This is a genomic window from Actinomycetospora sp. NBRC 106378 (assembly GCF_030269685.1).
Classification (GTDB): Bacteria; Actinomycetota; Actinomycetes; order Mycobacteriales; family Pseudonocardiaceae; genus Actinomycetospora.
The window spans coordinates 816,972-833,975 of the sequence record NZ_BSTT01000002.1 but is presented as its reverse complement, the minus strand read 5'-3'; the positions used below and the strand labels follow the sequence as shown (position 1 = coordinate 833,975).

Here is a 17,004-nt window from a genome sequence, read left to right as displayed (position 1 = left end):
CCCTACGGCTCCCGCTCGCCGGCGCGCAGCGCACCCCGCGCCATCGGTCCGAACACGAGCGGCGCCCCGATCCGCAGCCCGGCGCCGTACGCCACCCCGGCGAGGCCCGAGGGCGCGAAGGCGACCTCGAGCGTCACGGCGGCCCCTCCCCCGTCGTCGGGACGCACCGTGAACGTGAGCCACAGCCGTCCGGGCACCTTGAGGTCGGCGCGCAGCCGCAGCGACCGGAGCCCGTCGTCGTGCACGAGCCCCTCGACCCGCCAGCCGTCGATGACGTCCCCGACGACGAGATCGCGTCCGTACGGGCGGCCCCGGTAGCCGCCGACACCGCCGAGCAGCTGGTCGGCCCAGCCGAGCGCCCCGAACACGCCGGGCGGGGCGTACCAGCCGGTGTCGCCGCCGATCCGCTGCACCGCGGCCCACACGCGGTCGGGCGCGGCCGGACCCTGCACGGTGGTCGACCACCGCCAGGTGGCCCCGCCCGAGCCGATCGGGTCGGAGGGCAGGGCCAGTGCGGCGGGGCGCCCGGCCTGGCCGAGGACCGGGGTCGGGTCCCGGTCGGCGGGGTCGACCCCGTCACGGCGCCGTCCGAGGGCGGCCCGGACCGCGGCGCCGTAGGTCGTCGGGCCGCCCGGAGGGTCCCCCAGCAACCGTCGGGCGTCGGCGAGGGAGTCGGGGTCGCACACCAGCTCGTGGCGCAGCGACTCGATGAGGGGCGTCACGAGGCTGCGGGGCAGGGGCGAGAGCAGTTCCATCGCCATGGCCGCGACGACGGGGCCGCCCGGCGGCACGGGCAGCGGGACCGGCACGGCGACCCGCTGCGGCAGCCCCGCGAGGCGGGCGTAGCGCTGGATCAGGTCGAGGTAGGTCAGGACGTCCGGGCCGCCGACGTCGAGACGGCGGTCCACCTCGGGCGGCAGGACGGTGGCGGCGACGAGGGCGTGCAGGACGTCGTCGACGGCGATCGGTTGCGTGCGGTGGGCGAGCCACGGGATCGCCGGCAGCACGGGCACCCGCTCGGCGAGGTAGCGGATCATCTCGAAGCTCGCGGAACCGGACCCGACGACGATGCTGGCCTCGAGGGCCGCCGTCGGGATCGGCGAGGCGAGGAAGACGTCCGCGACCTCGGCGCGGGAGGCGAGGTGCCGGGAGGCCGCGGTGCCCGAGGGCGGGCGGAGTCCGCCCAGGTAGACCAGGCGTCCGACGCCCGCGGCGGTCGCGGCCCCGACGACGGTGCGGGCCGCGGCCCGGTCGCGCTCGGGGAAGTCGGACTGCTCGAGGGCGTGGGCGAGGTGCACGACGACGTCCGCGCCCGCGACCAGGTGCGCGACGGCGTCCGGCTCCTCGAGCGAGCCAGGCACGACGTCGACGGCGTCGGCCCACGTCGTCAGGGCGAGCTTGCGCGGCGAGCGCACCAGGACCGCGACCTCGTCGCCCCGGGCCAGCAGACGGGGGACGAGCCGGGTCCCGAGGTAGCCGGTCGAGCCGATGACGGCGCAGCGCATCCGATCATCCTGGCGCGTGCCCGCGATCACGTCATCCGCGGACGTTCGGCTTGCCCTCCCGGTCGGCCCAGCGCTGGTCGATGCCGATGATGCTCGGCCGCCCGTTGAAGATCCGGACGACCTGCCAGAGGCCGATGACACCCAGGATCGCGCCGATGATCGGGTAGTGCAGGACGAACGCGACCAGGGCACCCGCGCAGATCGCCCCGACCACGATGTCGCGCAGCGCCAGGACGATCGCCCGCACGTCACCCTCCCGGTGTCATCGGTATCACCGGCCAGTGTGCCCCCCGCGAGAGCCCGATGCACGTACCGTGGTCCAGGCGAGATCGTCACCGTCCGCGACACTGATCTGTGGTGCGAATCACAGTTCACTCGGACGCGGATCGGGACGAGACTCGTTTGTTCGCGATGTCGTCCGGATATTTATGAAAGCCGGACGGTGCCGCGAGCGCTGTCGGTCCGAGATCGCTCCACGTCGGCGGGAAACCGCTGGACGCACAGGCGGATCGGGCGGCTTGATGTCACAGGCGGCCGTGGTCCCACCCAGGGATCGTGTCGCCGGCATCGGCGTGCCCCGGCTGGCAGCACCCATCGACGACTGAACCCGTCACGGCGTCCACACCGGACGTCGGGCGCGCGAGCGTGCGCACGCGCCACGACGGGAGCACCACCGCGCGCAGGCGACAACACCGAAGGCGACACCGGAAAGGACAGCAGGACCCATGGACTGGGAGCTCGCGGCCTGCCGCGACCACGACCCCGAACTCTTCTTCCCCGTCGGCACCGAGGGCCCCGGGGCGGAGCAGCTGACCGCCGCGAAGTTCATCTGCGGCACCTGCCCGCTCCAGGCCGCGTGCCTGCGCTGGGCGCTCGACACCGGCCAGGAGGCCGGCGTGTGGGGCGGCACCTCCGAGGAGGATCGCCGCGACATGCGCCGCGCGCGCCTCTCCGGCCGCTCGCTGGGCGTCTCCGCCTGACGGATCGACTCGCACGCAGGGCCCGCTCCCGGGACACCGGGGGCGGGCCCTTCGTCGTGCAGGGGCCACCCCTTCGCGAGAGAGTCACGTCAGACATGTTCCGGGGCCGCGCAGCCTGCCTGGTGTGACTCTCGCGGACGAGCTGGGGCGCCCGGAACGAGCGAAGGGCCCCGCCGGTCGAGGAGATCGACCGAGGGGGCCCTTCGCCCAGAACAGGGCGCCTACCGACGCCCGGTGACCTTGCGGGCTGCCCCGGAGAGCAGCGAGCCACCGGCCGACACGACGGCGCCGGTGACGCTGAACGCGGTCCGCACCGCGAAGCCCGCCACCTGGCCGGCGATCCGCACCGGGTTGTACGACGGGGCGGCCGCGTTCGCCTGCTTCGTCGCCTCCTCCACGGCCTCGTCGACCTTGCGGGCCTGGGCCTCGGTGACGCTCGTGATGGTGCCGGCGAGGTCGTCGCCGACGGTGTTCAGCTCCTGGTCGACGCCCTTGCTGACCCGCGCCGCGCGGTCGCCGCCCTCGACGGCCTTCTCGCCCGCCTCCTCGGCGGCCGCACCGACGGTCTGCCCCGCGCGCTTGCCGGCGCGGGCGGTGTCCTTCGCGATGCGCTCGCCGGCGCGGCTCGTGGTCTCGGCGACCTGCTCACCGCTGGTCTTCGCGATGGTCGCGGCGTCCTGCGCCGCGGCCTTCGGGGCCTTGCCGTTGGTGGCGGCCTTCGCCTCGTCGGCGATGCCCTCGGCGCCGGCCTGTGCCTGGGCGGAGGCCTTCTTGGCGGAGGTCTCGGCGCGGTCCGCCACCTTCTCGCCGGTCGCCTTCGCGTCGGACGCGACCGCCTCCGCGGTCTTGCCGGCCTTGTCGGCGGCGGCCTTGCCGGTGGCCCGGGCGCCCGCCGCAGTGGCCTTGGCGGCGTTCTTCGGTGCCTCGGTGGCGGTGTCCGCACCGGCCTTCACGGTCTGGCTCTCGCGGACCTTGCCGTCGGTGCCGTAGACGACGACCTTGCCGCCGCCGTCCTTCGACACGATCTCGGTCGCCCGGGCGACGGCCTCGACCTGCGTCGGCGCCTTCGCGCTCGCGCGCTGGGCGCCCTTCTTCAGCACCTGCCAGCCGTCGTCGGTCGGCTTCACGTCGCGGTCGGCCATGGCGGTTCCCACTACTCCCCTGGTCCGGGTTCGTTGTCACGCACAGTGTTCCCCGCCTGCGACCTGCACAAACACCAGGCAGTGACCAGCACCACTCACCCGGTCAGTGCAGCGGTCGCCTTCTCCTGCAGCTCGAGGTAGCGCGCGCCGGCCTCGTCGCGGACCTCCGCCAGACGGTCCAGCAGGGCCGCGAGCGCCGACCCCTCGGGGGCGACGACGTCGCCGTAGCGGCGCACGAGGCCCGGCCCGACCATCGAGGCGGCGGTGGCGAGCGCGGCCGACCCGGCCGCCTGTCCCCAGGCGATCGGGCCGAGCGGGGTGCAGCCGAAGAACTGGCTGACACCCGGCGTCTGGACCACGGCGAAGAGCGCTCCCGCCGAGACGACGGAGGCGCCCACCACGAGCGGGCTGCGGTGCCCGCCGGCGGCCACGGTCTGTCCGAGCTGGGTCCCGACGAGGGCCGCGAGCGCGACCGTGCGGGCCCGGGCCGGGCTGCCGTAGGGGGTGGCCTGCGCCTGGATCCACGCGAGCGTGGCACCACCGGCGGTGGCCGCGGCCCGCAACCCGATCTCCCGGTTCAGGGCGTCGCCCAGCGAGGCCTCCGGTCCCTCCGCGAGCAGCGACCGGGCGTCTCCGGGCGCCGGGGCGCGGACGGCGAGCGCCAGCGACGGCGCGAGGTCGGTGAGCAGGTTGACCAGCAGCAGCTGGCGGGCGGTCAACGGTGAGGTGCCCGTCGTCGACGCGCCGAGCACGGTGAACGCGATCTCGCCGATGTTGCCGCCCACGAGCACGCCGAGCGCCTCGCGGACCGACGCCCACATGGCCCGCCCCTCGACCAGCGCCGCGAGGATCGTCTCCAGGCGGTCGTCGGTGACGACGAGGTCCGCGGCCGCGCGGGCCGCGGGGGTCCCGCGGCGGCCGAGGGCGATGCCCACGTCGGCCAGCCGGATGGCGGGGGCGTCGTTCGCCCCGTCGCCGGTCATGGCGACCGTGCGCCCGAGCCGCTGGAACGCCTGCACGGCCCGCACCTTGTGCGCGGGCGTCCCGCGGGCGACGACCCGCACCGTCGGCAGCACCGCGTCGAGGGCGTCGTCGTCGAGCTCGTCCATCTCCTGGCCGGTGATGACGATGCCGCCGTTGAGGACGTCGAGCTCCTCCGCCACGGCCTCGGCGGTGCTCGGGTGGTCCCCGGTGATCATGACGACCTGGACCCCGGCCTCCCGGAGGTCGCGGACGGTGGCCTGCGAACCGGCCCGCACCGGGTCGGTGAAGCCGACGAAGCCGACGAAGCTGAGTTCGGCGACGTCGTCGTCGGTGACCTCGAGCCCGTCCACCGGACGGTCCCCCCAGGGCTCCGAGCGCTCCGCGACCGCGAGCACGCGCATGCCCTGCCCGGCCAGCAGATCGGTGTGCTCGACCAGCCGCTGGCGCGCCTCGTCGTCGAGCTCGGCGCCGGCCCAGTCGACGCAGCGGGCGATGACCACCTCGGGCGCGCCCTTGACCGAGAGCACCTGCTCCTTGACGCCCTCCTGGTCGCGCGCCTCGCCCAGCGTGGCGTGGTAGCCGCGGCTGGGGTCGAAGTCGAGCGAGGCGACCGGCCACCACGCCGTGCGCTTGTGCTCCGGGTCGACGTCGAAGGACTGCGCGCCGAACACGACGGCGCGGTCGGTGAGGTGGGCGAGGCGCTCGCCCGCCTTCGGGCGCGGCGTGGCCCGCAGCGCGGCGGCGAGGACCCGCCGCTGGCGCTTGCGCAGCCGGTCGGTGGGCCGCAGCTTCACGCCGTCGGAGATCGCCGAGAGAGCGAGCTTGCCCTCGGTGAGGGTGCCGGTCTTGTCGAAGCACAGGACGTCGACGCGGCCGACGGCCTCGATGGTCTTCGGGTTCCGGACGAGGGCCCCTTCCGCGCTCAGGCGGCGGGCGGAGGCGAGCTGGGCCGCGGAGACGATGAAGGGCAGGCCCTCCGGCACGGAGGCGACCGCGAGGCCGACGCCCGAGTGCAGGTTCTGGTTCATCGGCAGGCCGCGCACCGCGCCCGCCCCGACGACCGCGGCCGCGGAGGCCAGCGCGAGGGGTGTGGTGATCTTGGTGATGCCGGAGAGGCGCTGGTCGACGCCGGCGACCGGGGCGTTCGCCCGGGCGGCCGCGGTGGAGCGGCCGACCTCGGTCGACGACCCGGTGGCCACGACCACCGCACGGCCCCGGCCGGTGGCGACCGTGGTGCCCTCGTAGAGCATCGAGCGGCGGTCGGCGACCGAGCGGGCGATGACGGGTGCGGCGGTCTTCGGCACCGGCAGCGACTCGCCGGTCAGCGACGACTCGTCGAGCTCGAGGGCGTCGGCGCGCAGCACGCGGCAGTCCGCGGGCACCACGTCGTCGGGGCCCAGCTCCACGACGTCGCCGACGACGACGTCCTCGGCGGTCACCGTGGTGGGCACGCCGTCGCGCAGGACCCGTGCCCGCGTGGACGAACGCTCCAGCAGGCCCGCGACGGCGCGGTCGGTGACCACCCGCTGCACCCCGCCGATGAGCGCGGACGCGGCGGTGACGCCGACGACGATGGCCGCGTCGGCGATCGCCCCGATGGCGGCGGAGAGCACCGCGCCGCCCGCGAGCACCGGCGTCAGCGGGTTGTTCAGCTCGTCGATGAAGGCGCGGCCGAGGGACGTGGTCTCCTCCGCGGCCGCCGGGTCCTCCCGGATGCGCCGTGCCGCCTCCGCGGCGGAGAGTCCCCGCTCGGTGGCGTCCAGGCGGGTCAGCACCGTCTCGGCGGGCATGACGTGCCACGGCGTGCGCGAGACGCCGGGCACCAGGGTCTTGCGGCCGAGCTCGGACGCCGACCAGGCACCCGCGCCGAGCGCGACGCCGGCCGCGCCGTTCACCGCGAGACCGGCGAGCGAGGCCCCGCGCGGGGCGGTGCCGGCGGTGGCCATCGCGGCACCGAGCACGGTGCCCGCCCGGGCGAGCGCCACGGAGCGTCCGGAGGTCGCCTTCGCGACCTTCACGCCCTCGATGAGCAGCGCCGCGGTGGTGAGGTCGTCGCCGACCAGCACGTGCGCGCCCCAGGCGGGGATGCCGTCGGCGCGGGTGACGCCGATGCCCAGGTCGGCGGCGGCGAGCGCCCGGCGGTCCCGGGAGACCACGAGCACCCCGGCGCCCTCGAGCTGCAGCAGGCGCACCGCCGTGGCCAGGCCCTCTCCCCCGGCGACCTGGCGGTCGACGGTGCGGCGGGTGGCGGGGACGGCGCCGTCGGCGCCCGGGAGTGCGACGGCGGCGCCCGCGTCGTCGTCGTTCGTGTCGTCCGTGTCGTTCGTGTCGTTCCCGGCAGAGCGGGCCAGGGCCTCGTCCGACCCGACGACGAGCGTCAGGCCGGCCCGGCGGGCCGCGGCCCCGAGCGCCTCGGCCGCGGCGGCGGGCTCGGGCAGCGCACCCACGACGGCCACGAGGGCCCCGTCGTGGGACAGGCCGAGCACGACGGTCGCACCGTCGGTGCGCAGCGTGTCGACCGCGTCGGCCACCACCGGGTCGTCCTCACGGCCCGGCTCGAGCGGGGCGAGCGACCAGCCGGCGTGGTGCTCGACGGTGCGCGTGGCGTCCGCGGGGTCGAAGAGCTCGTGCACGAGCGGCGTCAGCGACTCGACCGACACCCCGGTGCCGTCCGGGGCGGTGAGGCCCTCCCCGTCGACGAGGGCCAGGTCACCGAGCATCAGCGCGCCCGTCGTGAGCGCGGCCGCGTCGAGCACGACCGTGTCGATGCGGTCCATGCGACGCAGCACGGTGGGCTCGACGATGACCGCACCGCGGCGCGAGAGGACGCGCCCGAACGTCGTCGCGAAGCCCTCACGGCCCATGCGCCCGGCCTTCGGCAGCGTCGACAGGGCGACGCCGACGGCGCGCCGGGGGCCCGCGAGCGCGACGGTGGCGCCGAACCCGCCGAGGGCGGCGAGGCCGACGTGGTCACCATGGCGCTCGACCGGGCCGAGCGGGAAGGGCACGGGGCGGGCGTCGAGGGACAGGGCGTCCTCGGCGGCGGCGCTGACCTGCTCGGGGTCGGCCATGAGGCGCGGTTCGGCCCGCGTGAAGGCCTCGTCGGCGGCGCGCGCCTCCGCGATCTGCAGGGCACGGTAGGCGGCGTCGACGAGCAGCCCGGTGGAACCCTGCCCCAGCCCCTGCCCGGCGGCGTTCGTGAGCGCGAGCAGGATGTCGGCCCGCTGACGGCCCAGCGCCCGCTCGACGGCGGCCCGCAGCCGGGGCTGGTGGTCGACGAAGGAGGCGGCGGACGCGAGCTCCACCGGGAGCGGGGTCCGACGCAGGATCGAGCCGATCCCGGCCGCACCGAGCCCGGCGAGGTCCGCCGCGAAGGTCGTGAGCGCCCGGGAGACCGCGGTCGGCGAGTGGCCACCCGCGGGGTGCGCGGCCCCGTCGGTCGTGGCCTCCTGCTCCTCCAGCACCTCGACCAGGTCGACGAGGTCGTCGACGGTGTCGTCGAGGTCGTCCGGAACACCGGCGTCCTCGGCGAGCGCCACCACGACCACGCCGAGCGCGGCGTTCACGCTCGCCCAGTCGACCGCCGGGTGGGCGGCCAGCGCCTTCTCGACCGAGCGCAGCAGCTCCGAGCCCGCCTCCCGCGAGGTCGCGGGAACCCCGATGTGGATGCGTCCGTCCCCACGCCACACCCTCCGACCCCGGTACCGCGAGGGGTCCAGGGCGTCGACCGCGGCCCGGGCGACGCCCAGCGGGTCGGCCAGACGCGCCAGCAGGGACCGGGAGCGTCGGGGGAGGTCGATCGCGGGATCAGGGTGCATGGGGGGTGGGACTCGTCCTTTCGACACACGTCGCGCGGAGCAGGCGGGCGCCACGGCGGTGGAGCGACCCGGACGGCTTCTTCCCGGCCTCGTCGGCGGTGAAAACGCCTGTGCCCTGCAGCGATCGGAGATCCGATCCTAGAGCGGACCCTGGAGCACCGATCGAGCGACAGTCTACGGACGCCGTCGAGGGACCGGTCCCGACGACGCGGTGGCCGTCCGGTGAACGTCCGTCCCGCGCGCACGGGCGCCACTGCCGAACACCCGCGACACGACCGGCCACGACGCGACCCTCATCGCCAGCCCCCGCAGGGCGGTGATCAGGCGGTTCCCGGGCAGGAAGAAGTGCCGCGCCCGACGGGCCGCGGTGCGCGCGGAGCGGGTGCCGGGTCGGCGCTCGGCCTCCCACGCCGCCAGGGCGGCGGGCACGTCCGGCGCCGCCCCGTCGTCGGGAACCCGCAGGTGGCGGCCCAGGGCCTCGCCGCCGGCGAGGGCGAGCGCGGAGCCGTGACCGGAGTACAGCGTCGGGCACCAGGCCGAGTCGCCGAGCAGCACCACGCGGCCGCTGCTCCATCGGCGGAGGTGGATCTGGCCGACCGTGTCGGCGTGGGTGGTGCCGGCCTCGACGACGAGATCGAGGATCTCGGGCATCAGGCCGTCGAAGTCCCCGTAGACCGCCCGCAGCGCCTCCGTGGGGTGCGCGGCCGGCTCGGTGCCGACCGCCTGGGGCAGGTCGGCGCGGTAGGTGAAGAAGACCACCGGATCGTGTCCGGCCATCGCCATGAGGTGCGCGGTGCGGCCCGGTTCCACGAGCACGACGTAGTCGCCCTCGACGAGGGTGCCCGGCAGTCGCGGGAGTACGGCGGAGACGACGACGTGGTCGAAGTCGTGCCGGAACGCGGCCTCGGGTCCGAAGACCATCTCGCGCACCGTGGAGCGGACCCCGTCCGCGGCGACCACGAGGTCCCAGCGGCGGGTGTTCCCGTCGAGGGTCACGGTGCCGTCGTCGGCGACCGCGCTCGGGGCCGATGAGAACCGGACCTCGACCTCGTCGGGCAACCCGGCCCACAGCGCGGCCTCGAGGTCGCCGCGGACCAGCGCGAGGCTCACCCCGTCCTCGACGATCGCGGCGTCGACCCGGGAGATGGTGCGACCGCGTCCGTCGACGCCGGTGATGATCCCGTCGGCGGGCAGCCGGCTGCGCAGGCTCTCGTCGACCCCGAGGCGCTCGGCGGCCTCCACGCCCTCCGGGGCGAGCCGCACGAAGTAGCCGCCGGTCCTCCGCGCAGGGGCGCGCTCGCACACCGTGACCTGCCAGCCCGCCCGGTGCAGCGACCTGGCCGCCGCCAGCCCCGCGATGCCCGCCCCGACGACGAGCGCGTGCGGTGAGGTGGTGGCCACCGGGAGCGGCGCCGGGCCGGTGGGCGCCGGTTCGTCGACGGTGGTCACGCCACCGAGAGTAGGCGGGCGGGTCGGGGGACGCCCTCCGGAAGCGACACGGGTCTCGGGCCCCGCGGACCCGGGGACCTTCCTGGGAACGCGGAAGGCCCCCGGCCCGCCGTCGGTGACGGCGGGACGAGGGCCCTCCTCGGACGCGGACTCAGATGCCCGCGGGCTCCCAGCGGTCGAAGGAGCGGCAGTCGCACTGCGCGCAGTCCTGGGAGGCGTGGTAGTGCTCGTGGGACTCGCGGGGGTGCTTGCAGGTGCAGAGATCCACCAGCGGGATGCGGGCCAGCGACGGCGGCATCGGGCGGCGGAGTTCGACCGGGCGGTGGGTGCGGAGGGGGTCGATGAGCTTCATGGCGAGGTGAGATCCGTCGTGGTCGCAGGGGTGGTCGACGTGCACGCGGCACCGGGGGAGGTCCCCGTGACGCGCGGGAGTCCGGGCACGCGGTTGACGTGCACGGACGACCCGGACCGAGTGGTGCTCTCGGTGCGGGCCTTCACTGCCTCGGCCGATCCCCGGCGCACACGGGCCAGTTCCCGGCGTGTGCGGTCGAGCTCGGCCAGGGCGACGTCGCGCTCGCGCTCGACCTCGCCCACCCGGTCCTCCAGGGTGACGACCTTCCAGGCCGCGGTGAGGGTCAGGCCCTCGTCGAAGAGCGAGCGCACTCTGGCGGCGAGGGTCAGTTGCCGGCGTGTCCAACGCCGGTGCCCGCCCGCCGATCGCTGCGGGCGCAACATCCGACCCGCGTCCAGACTGCGCAGGAACGCCGGCTGCACCCCGAGCACGTCCGCCGCCTGACCGGTGGTCAGGGCCGGTACGTCCTCGTCCTCGAGGCCTTCGGCGCCCACTGCTCGTCGCGTCCTTGCGGTCGTTCCCCGGATGGTCCGGGACTGCTGGTGGTTCCAGGCCGCGCGCGGCTCGACGCCGGGCGACCCGTGGCAAAGTTCTACTCGGGACTGCAACTTCTGTCAACGATTCAGACGGCCCGGTCACCCACGATCGAGGGGCTCACATCTTCGGGGGAATCCCGGGTGTGGATGGGCCGAGTGGGGTAACCGCACGGGACGATGCCGTGGCCCGCGAGCGGTGGAGGTTGACCCGGCATGACGACGGTGGGCGTTCCGACGTTGCCGACACGCCTGTCCGCACGCTACGAGGCCGGTCCGGTCCTCGGCCGTGGCGTCGGCTCGGTGGTGATCAGGGCACACGACACGCTGCTCGGCCGCGATGCGGCCGTCAAGATCTTCCGGGTCGAGTCCGACCCGCGGGCCGGGCGCGAGCTGAGCCTGCTCGCCCGCTTCGACCACCCGGGCCTCGTCCCGGTCTACGACGTCGAGGAACACGACGGCCGCGCCTTCGTCGTCATGGCGCTGCTCGACGGCGGGTCGCTCGTCTCCCGGCTCGCCGCCGGCGACGAGGGCCTGGGCCTGGCCGACGCGCTGCGTACCGCCGCGACCGTCGGCGGAGCCCTCGACCACCTGCACCGCGCGGGCGTCACCCACCGCGGGGTCACCCCGGCCAACGTCCTCTACGACGGCGACGGGCGCGCCCATCTCGCCGACTTCGGGGTCGCGCTCGTCGCCGACGCGCCCCGCATCACCGACACGGGCCTCACCGTCGGGGCCGCGCCCTACCTCGCCCCCGAGCAGGTCCGGGGTGAGCCGGCGGGCGCGGGCGCCGACGTCTACGCCCTCGGCCTGGTGCTGATCGAGGCGTTGACCGGGCGCCGTGCCTTCCCGGGCGACCCGCTCTCCGCCGCCCAGGCCCGGCTCGACCGCGGGCCGGTCCTCCCCGACGGGCTCTCCCCGGACCTCGCGGACCTGCTCACCGGCATGACCGCCACGGATCCCGCCGAGCGCCCCGACGCCGCCACGGCCTCGGGCACGCTCCGGCGCGCGCTGGTCGAGGCCGAGCCGCCGACCGCGGCCCTGCTCACGACCTCCCACGCGCGCACCGTCCACGCCGTCGGGCCCGCGGCCACGACCGGCCTCGGCGTCCTCACCGGGGTCGGCGGCGCGGCCGCACGGCGATCACCCGACGCGCGGCGCGGCACGCCCCGGGCGACGGGGACCCGCGGGGTGCTGGTGCTCGCCGGCCTCGCCGCCAGCGCGGTCCTCGCGGGCACCGTCGCCATCGCCTCGTCGGGACCGGTCGCGGAGGTCTCCGCCGACGACCGCCCGTCGGTCGTCGCGGGTGGCGCCACCGTCGGGGCGCCCGACACCGGTGCGCCCGCCTTCGTCCTGCCCGCCCCGGCCCCGTCCTCGTCGCCCGCGGGGCAGGAGACCGACGAGGCCCCGGCGACCGCCACCACCGAGGCCCCGGCGTCGGAGCCCGTGCGGCGGGCGGCGAGCCCCTCCCCCGAACCGTCCCGCTCGCCGCAGCCCACGCAGCCCACGCGGACCGCGCCGACCCACGGGACCACGGCGGAGCCGACCGCGCCCGAGCCGACGTCACCCGGGCCGGACGACGACACGGCGGACGCGACCGGCGGAGCCGGGGGCTCCGACGGATCCGCCGCCACGCCGACCCGCCGTCCCGGCGCGGTCGGAGAGGTCCTGCAGGGCGTCGGTGGGCTGCTCGGCGGCGCGCTCGGCGGCGGCCGCTAGCTCGGCGGGCGACTAGCGCTCGATCGCCTCCACTACGACCTCGCCGCCGGTCTGCCGGGCCAGCCGGTCCTCGATCCCGGCCAGGGACGCGGCAGCCCGGCTGCAGGGGAACCCGTACTTGGCGCGGACCCGCTCGCTCGCCTCGGTCAGCGCCTCGCGGCTCCGGCGGCCGAAGTCCTCGAGCGGGTACGAGGCACCCTCCTCGAGGTGTTCGGCGAGGACGAGCGAGGGCGAGTAGACGCGGTCGGTGGACCCGTCGGGCCACCGGAGCCGGACGTGCATCTCGGGCATGACGACCATCCTCCCCGAACTCGCGCGACCCGCCGTCTCCGACCGCTCTCCCCGGTGGCAGGAAAGCGTCGTTGCTGTCACCGGACGACGGCAACGACGCTTTCCTGCCACACCGCGGGGCGTCTCAGCGCTCCGGCGGGAACGGCTCCCCCGGCGTGGCGCGGCACGGCGCGCCCCACAGCCCGCGGTCGTCCGCGACCGCCTCGCTCTGCTCCCGCGCGAACACGGGGGCGTACCAGAGCGGTCGCGAGGTGTCGGCGGCGACGACGCCCGCGAGCAGCGCGGCGTCGGTGTAGCTGAGCTGTGAGGGGAGCACGACGTAGGCGAGGCGCCGTCCGGCGTCGTCGACCTCGGGGATCGTCGGATCGGGCACGAGGGTGACGGTCTGGCCGGACAACGTCCGGTCGGCGAAGCGCAGCGCCTCCGCGGCCCCGCACTCCCCCGTGGCCCGCTGCGGACCGGCCGACCGGGGCGCGGCGATGCCGAGGACGGCGACGACGGTCTCGGTCCCGCCCACGCGCACCACCACCTCGTCACCGGAGTCGACGCGCACCACCTCGCCGAGCATCGTCGGGTGGGAGGTGGCCGGGGCGGCGGACACCGGGGAGGTCACGACCGTGGGGGCCGCGACCGCGGGCGTCCCCCCCGAGCGGGGCGCCACGAGCAGCCCGACGACGACCCCCAGGGCGACCAGGGCGACCGCCGCGAGCGCGACCGCCCAGCGCGGAGGGCCGGGCCGCACCGCGCGGTGGGCCCCCGTGGCGGGCCCGTGCTGGATCCCCATCGGCCTCCTGTCGTTCGGCGGACGTACTCATAGCCGCTGTCCGCACCGGCTACACCCGGAGGTTCGACGGCATCGGGGTGAGGTCGCGGGCTGAACGGGTGATCTCCCCGGGTACTCCACGCCCGTGAAGAAGCTGATCAACGACGCCGGGAACGTGGTGGGCCAGGCGCTCGAGGGTGTGGTGCGCTCCACGCCGGGCGCCGCACTCGTCGAGGGCACCAGTGTGCTCGTCCGGACGGACCTGCCGACCGACCGGGTGGCGGTGCTCAGCGGCGGCGGCTCCGGGCACGAACCCGCCCACGCGGGGTACGTCGGGCCGGGGCACCTCGCGGGCGCGGTGTGCGGCGAGGTGTTCGCCTCACCCTCCGCCGACGCGGTCCTGTCCGGCATCCGGGCCTTCCGCGACCACCCGGGCGTGCTGCTCGTCGTCATGAACTACACCGGGGACCGGCTGAACTTCGGGCTCGCCGCCCAGCTCGCGCGCGCGGAGGGCATCGCCTGCGAGATGGTCACGGTGGCCGACGACGTCGCGCTCGACGCCGACGACGACGTCACCGCCGGGCGCCGCGGGCTCGCCGGCACGGTGCTGGTGACGAAGGTGGCGGGCGCGGCGGCCGACGCCGGGGCGTCCCTCGACGAGGTCGCCCGCACCGCGCGCGAGGCCGCCGCCGCGGTGGGCACGATGGGCGTGGCGCTCTCCGCCGCCACCGTCCCGACGGCCGGTGAGCCCGGCTTCGTGCTCGACACCGACGAGATCGAGATCGGGTTGGGCATCCACGGCGAGCAGGGCGTGCGCCGGGAGTCGCTGCGACCGGCCGACGACCTCGTCGACGAGGTGGTCGACACCGTCTGCGCCGACCGCGGGTTCTCCGACGGCGACCGGGTCGCGGTCCTCGTGAACGGCACGGGGGCCACCCCGCCGATGGAGCTGTCGATCCTGCTGCGCCGGGCCCTGGAGCGGCTGGCGTCGAGCGGGATCACCGTCGAACGGGCGTGGGCCGGCACCTTCCTGTCCTCCATCGACATGGCGGGCTTCTCCGTCGCGGTGCTCGGGCTCGACGACGAGCGCCTGGACCGGCTCGACGCCCCCGCACGGTCCGCCGCCTGGCCCTCGGGGTCGGGTGCGGTGTCGGGCGAGGTGCCAACGGTGCCGGACGCGCCCGGCGAGGCGGCCGCGTCGACGTCGTCCGGGGTCGCGGCCCCGGAGGGACTGCGCGAGGCCGTCGAGGCCGTGTGCGCGGCCGTCCGCGAGGCCGAGCCGCACCTGACCGAGCTCGACACCGCGACGGGCGACGGCGATCTCGGCACGTCGCTCTCGCGCGGGGCCGCCGCGATCACCGACGAGCTGGACTCCTACCGCTGGGACGACCCGGTGGCCGTGCTGCAGGGTCTCGCGGCGACGCTGCGGCGGGCGATCGGCGGCACCTCGGGCCCGCTCTACGCGACGGGTCTGCTGCACGCCGCCGAGCACCTCGCCGACGGCGGGCCGTGGGCCACGACGCTGCAGGCGGGCGCCGAGGGCGTGTCCGACCTCGGCGGGGCGAGGGCCGGGGACCGCACGATGCTCGACGCCCTGCTCCCCGCGGCGTCGGCGCTCGCCTCGTCCGGGTCGGTGTCCGACGCCCTCGACGCGGCCCGCGAGGGCGCGGAGGCCACCGAGACGATGGCCCCGCGGCGCGGCCGCTCGTCCTACCTGGGCGACCGGGTGCAGGGGCACCGGGACGCGGGGGCGGAGGCGGTCACGGTGTGGCTCGCGGCGCTCGCCGGGTGAGCGGTCGAGGTCGCCGTGGCGACCTCGACCGCTCACGAGGCGAAGCCACCCCCGAGCGTCCGCACGTCCAGCCGGCGCAGCACCCGGTCGGCGACCTCCGGGTCGACGCCGGGCTCGGCGCGGGCCGCGACGACCTCGCGCCGGGCGGCGGCGAGCGCCACGGACTGCAGGCGGTTCCACTGCTCGCGGCGGCGCTGCATGCGGGCGAGGCGCTCGGTGTAGTCCCGGTCGACGTCGTCGTCCTCCTCCCCCGGACGGGGCACGTCGTCCCCGGCGAGGGACCGGCCGATGCGGGCGAACCGGCCGCGGAGGGCGTCGAGGACCTGCTCGCCCTGCTCGTCGTCGATCCCGAGGGCCTCGCGGTCGACGGCGGTCAGCTCGTCGAGCGCCGCGCGGCGGGCGCGGTCCGCGAGCCGGCGCTCGGCCTCCTCCGCCACGCCGTCCTCCTCGCGGAGCCCGAGCCGGCGCACCAGCCAGGGCAGGGTGAGGCCGGGCCCGACGAGGGTCACCACGAGCACCGAGCAGGCGATGATGACCAGTTCCGCGCGGTCGGGGAACGCGGACCCGTCGTCGAGCGTGAGCGGGATCGCCAGGGCCAGCGCCAGCGTGGCGAGGCCCCGCATCCCGGCCCACGTGAGCACCACGGTCTCCGCCGCGGTCACGGGCGCCCGCTCCTCGCTGCGGGCCGCGCGCCGCCCCCCGTAGGTCAGCCACGCGGCCGTCATCCACACCCCCCGGACCCCGATGACCACCACGCAGACCACCCCGGCGTGCGCGAGGATCCCGCCCAACGAGCGGTCGGCCTGCTCGACGACGGTGCGCAGCTCCAGCCCGATCAGCGCGAAGGCGACCCCGGTCACCAGGAGCTCGACGACGTTCCAGAACGACGCCGCCGCGAGGCGCGCCGCCGAGGCGTCCGCGTCGGAGTGCTGGCGCATCTGCAGCGCGGTCACCACCACCGCGATCACCCCGGACGCCCCGAGCGCGTCGGCCGCGAGGTAGACCGCGAACGGCAGGACCAGGGTCAGCCCGTTGCCCGCCACGAGGTCGGTGAGCCGGTCGAGCAGCCGGCGCACGAGCCAGGCCGCGACGACACCGAGCACCACGGCCCCGGCGGCGCCGTAGACGAACTCCAGGAAGATCGACACGCCGCCGAGCCCGCCGCCGGCCGAGGCGGCCGTGATCGCCGTCGTGAACACCACGAGCGAGGTGGCGTCGTTGAACAGCCCCTCGCTCTGCAGCGTCGCGACCAACCGGCGGGGCACCCGCAGCGGTCCCGCGACCGCCTCCACCGCCACCGGGTCCGGCGGGGCGACCGCCGCCCCGAGGGCCAGCGCGGCGGCGACCGGGACCGCGGTGAGGGCCACCAGCGTCCCGGCCACGGCCGCCACCGTGGCCACCACGAGGCCGACCGCGAGGAAGGCGATCGCCCGCCACCGCGACCGGAACAGCGCCCACGAGGTGCGCTGGGCCGTGGCGTAGAGCAGGGGCGGCAGGAACAGCGGCAGGATCAGCTCGGGGTCGATGTCGGGCGCCTCGATCCCCGGGACGAACGCCGCGGCGGCGCCGAGCAGCAGGAGCAGGACCGGCCAGGGCAGGCGCAGGCGGTCACCCGCCCCCGCGAGGAGCACGGCGGCGAGCATCGCGCCGACGACCACGAGGAGCACGGTCACCTG

13 protein-coding genes are annotated in these 17,004 nt (G+C 76.2%); 3 read left to right on the top strand and 10 right to left on the bottom strand.

The features are described 5' to 3' along the window. Positions 1-2: 2 nt before the first annotated feature. Positions 3-1,505 (bottom strand): DUF2867 domain-containing protein, encoded by a 1,503-nt coding sequence (locus QSK00_RS08285; protein ID WP_285589442.1) that lies wholly within the window; start codon positions 1,503-1,505, stop codon positions 3-5. Between the two features lie 31 nt (positions 1,506-1,536). Further along, the gene (locus QSK00_RS08280; protein ID WP_285589439.1) at positions 1,537-1,752 is read right to left on the bottom strand and encodes a hypothetical protein; all 216 of its coding nucleotides are present in this window, start codon (positions 1,750-1,752) and stop codon (positions 1,537-1,539) included. Positions 1,753-2,230: 478 nt separating this feature from the next. On the opposite strand from QSK00_RS08280, the gene QSK00_RS08275 reads away from it, so the two are divergent. Beyond that, positions 2,231-2,485, top strand: coding sequence for a WhiB family transcriptional regulator (locus QSK00_RS08275; protein ID WP_285589437.1), 255 nt, complete (start codon positions 2,231-2,233; stop codon positions 2,483-2,485). A 221-nt stretch (positions 2,486-2,706) separates the two neighbouring features. Here QSK00_RS08275 and QSK00_RS08270 read toward each other — a convergent pair whose 3' ends face one another. The 5 genes from QSK00_RS08270 to QSK00_RS08250 form a co-directional block, all read right to left on the bottom strand. Further along, positions 2,707-3,627: a DUF2188 domain-containing protein gene (locus QSK00_RS08270; RefSeq protein ID WP_285589435.1), complete on the bottom strand. Its 921-nt coding sequence runs from the start codon at positions 3,625-3,627 to the stop codon at positions 2,707-2,709. A gap of 95 nt (positions 3,628-3,722) precedes the next feature. After that, the gene (locus QSK00_RS08265) at positions 3,723-8,429 is read right to left on the bottom strand and encodes a cation-translocating P-type ATPase (protein WP_285589433.1); all 4,707 of its coding nucleotides are present in this window, start codon (positions 8,427-8,429) and stop codon (positions 3,723-3,725) included. A 174-nt stretch (positions 8,430-8,603) separates the two neighbouring features. Further along, positions 8,604-9,878 carry an FAD-dependent oxidoreductase gene (locus QSK00_RS08260; RefSeq protein WP_285589431.1) on the bottom strand — a complete coding sequence of 425 codons (1,275 nt, stop codon included), beginning with the start codon at positions 9,876-9,878 and terminating at the stop codon, positions 8,604-8,606. 151 nt (positions 9,879-10,029) lie between these two features. After that, the gene (locus QSK00_RS08255; RefSeq protein ID WP_285589430.1) at positions 10,030-10,230 is read right to left on the bottom strand and encodes a hypothetical protein; all 201 of its coding nucleotides are present in this window, start codon (positions 10,228-10,230) and stop codon (positions 10,030-10,032) included. After that, positions 10,227-10,724: a MerR family transcriptional regulator gene (locus QSK00_RS08250; RefSeq protein WP_285589428.1), complete on the bottom strand. Its 498-nt coding sequence runs from the start codon at positions 10,722-10,724 to the stop codon at positions 10,227-10,229. The genes QSK00_RS08255 and QSK00_RS08250 overlap by 4 nt, the downstream gene beginning before the upstream one ends. A 255-nt stretch (positions 10,725-10,979) precedes the next feature. Here QSK00_RS08250 and QSK00_RS08245 point away from each other — a divergent pair, with 255 nt between their 5' ends. After that, positions 10,980-12,482, top strand: a complete 1,503-nt coding sequence (locus QSK00_RS08245) for a serine/threonine-protein kinase (protein WP_285589426.1) — start codon at positions 10,980-10,982, stop codon at positions 12,480-12,482. 12 nt (positions 12,483-12,494) lie between these two features. Here the strand turns inward: QSK00_RS08245 and QSK00_RS08240 are convergent, their stop codons facing one another. Together QSK00_RS08240 and QSK00_RS08235 are read right to left on the bottom strand one after the other, a co-directional pair. Next, positions 12,495-12,773 (bottom strand): MSMEG_0570 family nitrogen starvation response protein, encoded by a 279-nt coding sequence (locus QSK00_RS08240; protein ID WP_285589424.1) that lies wholly within the window; start codon positions 12,771-12,773, stop codon positions 12,495-12,497. A 124-nt stretch (positions 12,774-12,897) separates the two neighbouring features. Continuing rightward, positions 12,898-13,557: a thermonuclease family protein gene (locus tag QSK00_RS08235; protein ID WP_285589422.1), complete on the bottom strand. Its 660-nt coding sequence runs from the start codon at positions 13,555-13,557 to the stop codon at positions 12,898-12,900. Between the two features lie 124 nt (positions 13,558-13,681). On the opposite strand from QSK00_RS08235, the gene dhaL reads away from it, so the two are divergent. Continuing rightward, positions 13,682-15,328: a dihydroxyacetone kinase subunit DhaL gene (gene dhaL, locus QSK00_RS08230; RefSeq protein ID WP_285589419.1), complete on the top strand. Its 1,647-nt coding sequence runs from the start codon at positions 13,682-13,684 to the stop codon at positions 15,326-15,328. A 32-nt stretch (positions 15,329-15,360) separates the two neighbouring features. Here the strand turns inward: dhaL and QSK00_RS08225 are convergent, their stop codons facing one another. Next, complete coding sequence (locus tag QSK00_RS08225) at positions 15,361-17,001, bottom strand: Na+/H+ antiporter (RefSeq protein WP_285589418.1); 1,641 nt, start codon at positions 16,999-17,001, stop codon at positions 15,361-15,363. Positions 17,002-17,004: the final 3 nt, after the last annotated feature.

Bases quoted from the DNA above. Each gene is read 5' to 3' on its own strand.
- QSK00_RS08285 (WP_285589442.1), bottom strand. From the start codon at position 1,505: ATGCGCTGCGCCGTCATCGGCTCGACCGGCTACCTCGGGACCCGGCTC.
- QSK00_RS08275 (WP_285589437.1), top strand. From the start codon at position 2,231: ATGGACTGGGAGCTCGCGGCCTGCCGCGACCACGACCCCGAACTCTTC.
- QSK00_RS08270 (WP_285589435.1), bottom strand. From the start codon at position 3,627: ATGGCCGACCGCGACGTGAAGCCGACCGACGACGGCTGGCAGGTGCTG.
- QSK00_RS08265 (WP_285589433.1), bottom strand. From the start codon at position 8,429: ATGCACCCTGATCCCGCGATCGACCTCCCCCGACGCTCCCGGTCCCTG.
- QSK00_RS08255 (WP_285589430.1), bottom strand. From the start codon at position 10,230: ATGAAGCTCATCGACCCCCTCCGCACCCACCGCCCGGTCGAACTCCGC.
- QSK00_RS08245 (WP_285589426.1), top strand. From the start codon at position 10,980: ATGACGACGGTGGGCGTTCCGACGTTGCCGACACGCCTGTCCGCACGC.
- QSK00_RS08240 (WP_285589424.1), bottom strand. From the start codon at position 12,773: ATGCCCGAGATGCACGTCCGGCTCCGGTGGCCCGACGGGTCCACCGAC.
- QSK00_RS08235 (WP_285589422.1), bottom strand. From the start codon at position 13,557: ATGGGGATCCAGCACGGGCCCGCCACGGGGGCCCACCGCGCGGTGCGG.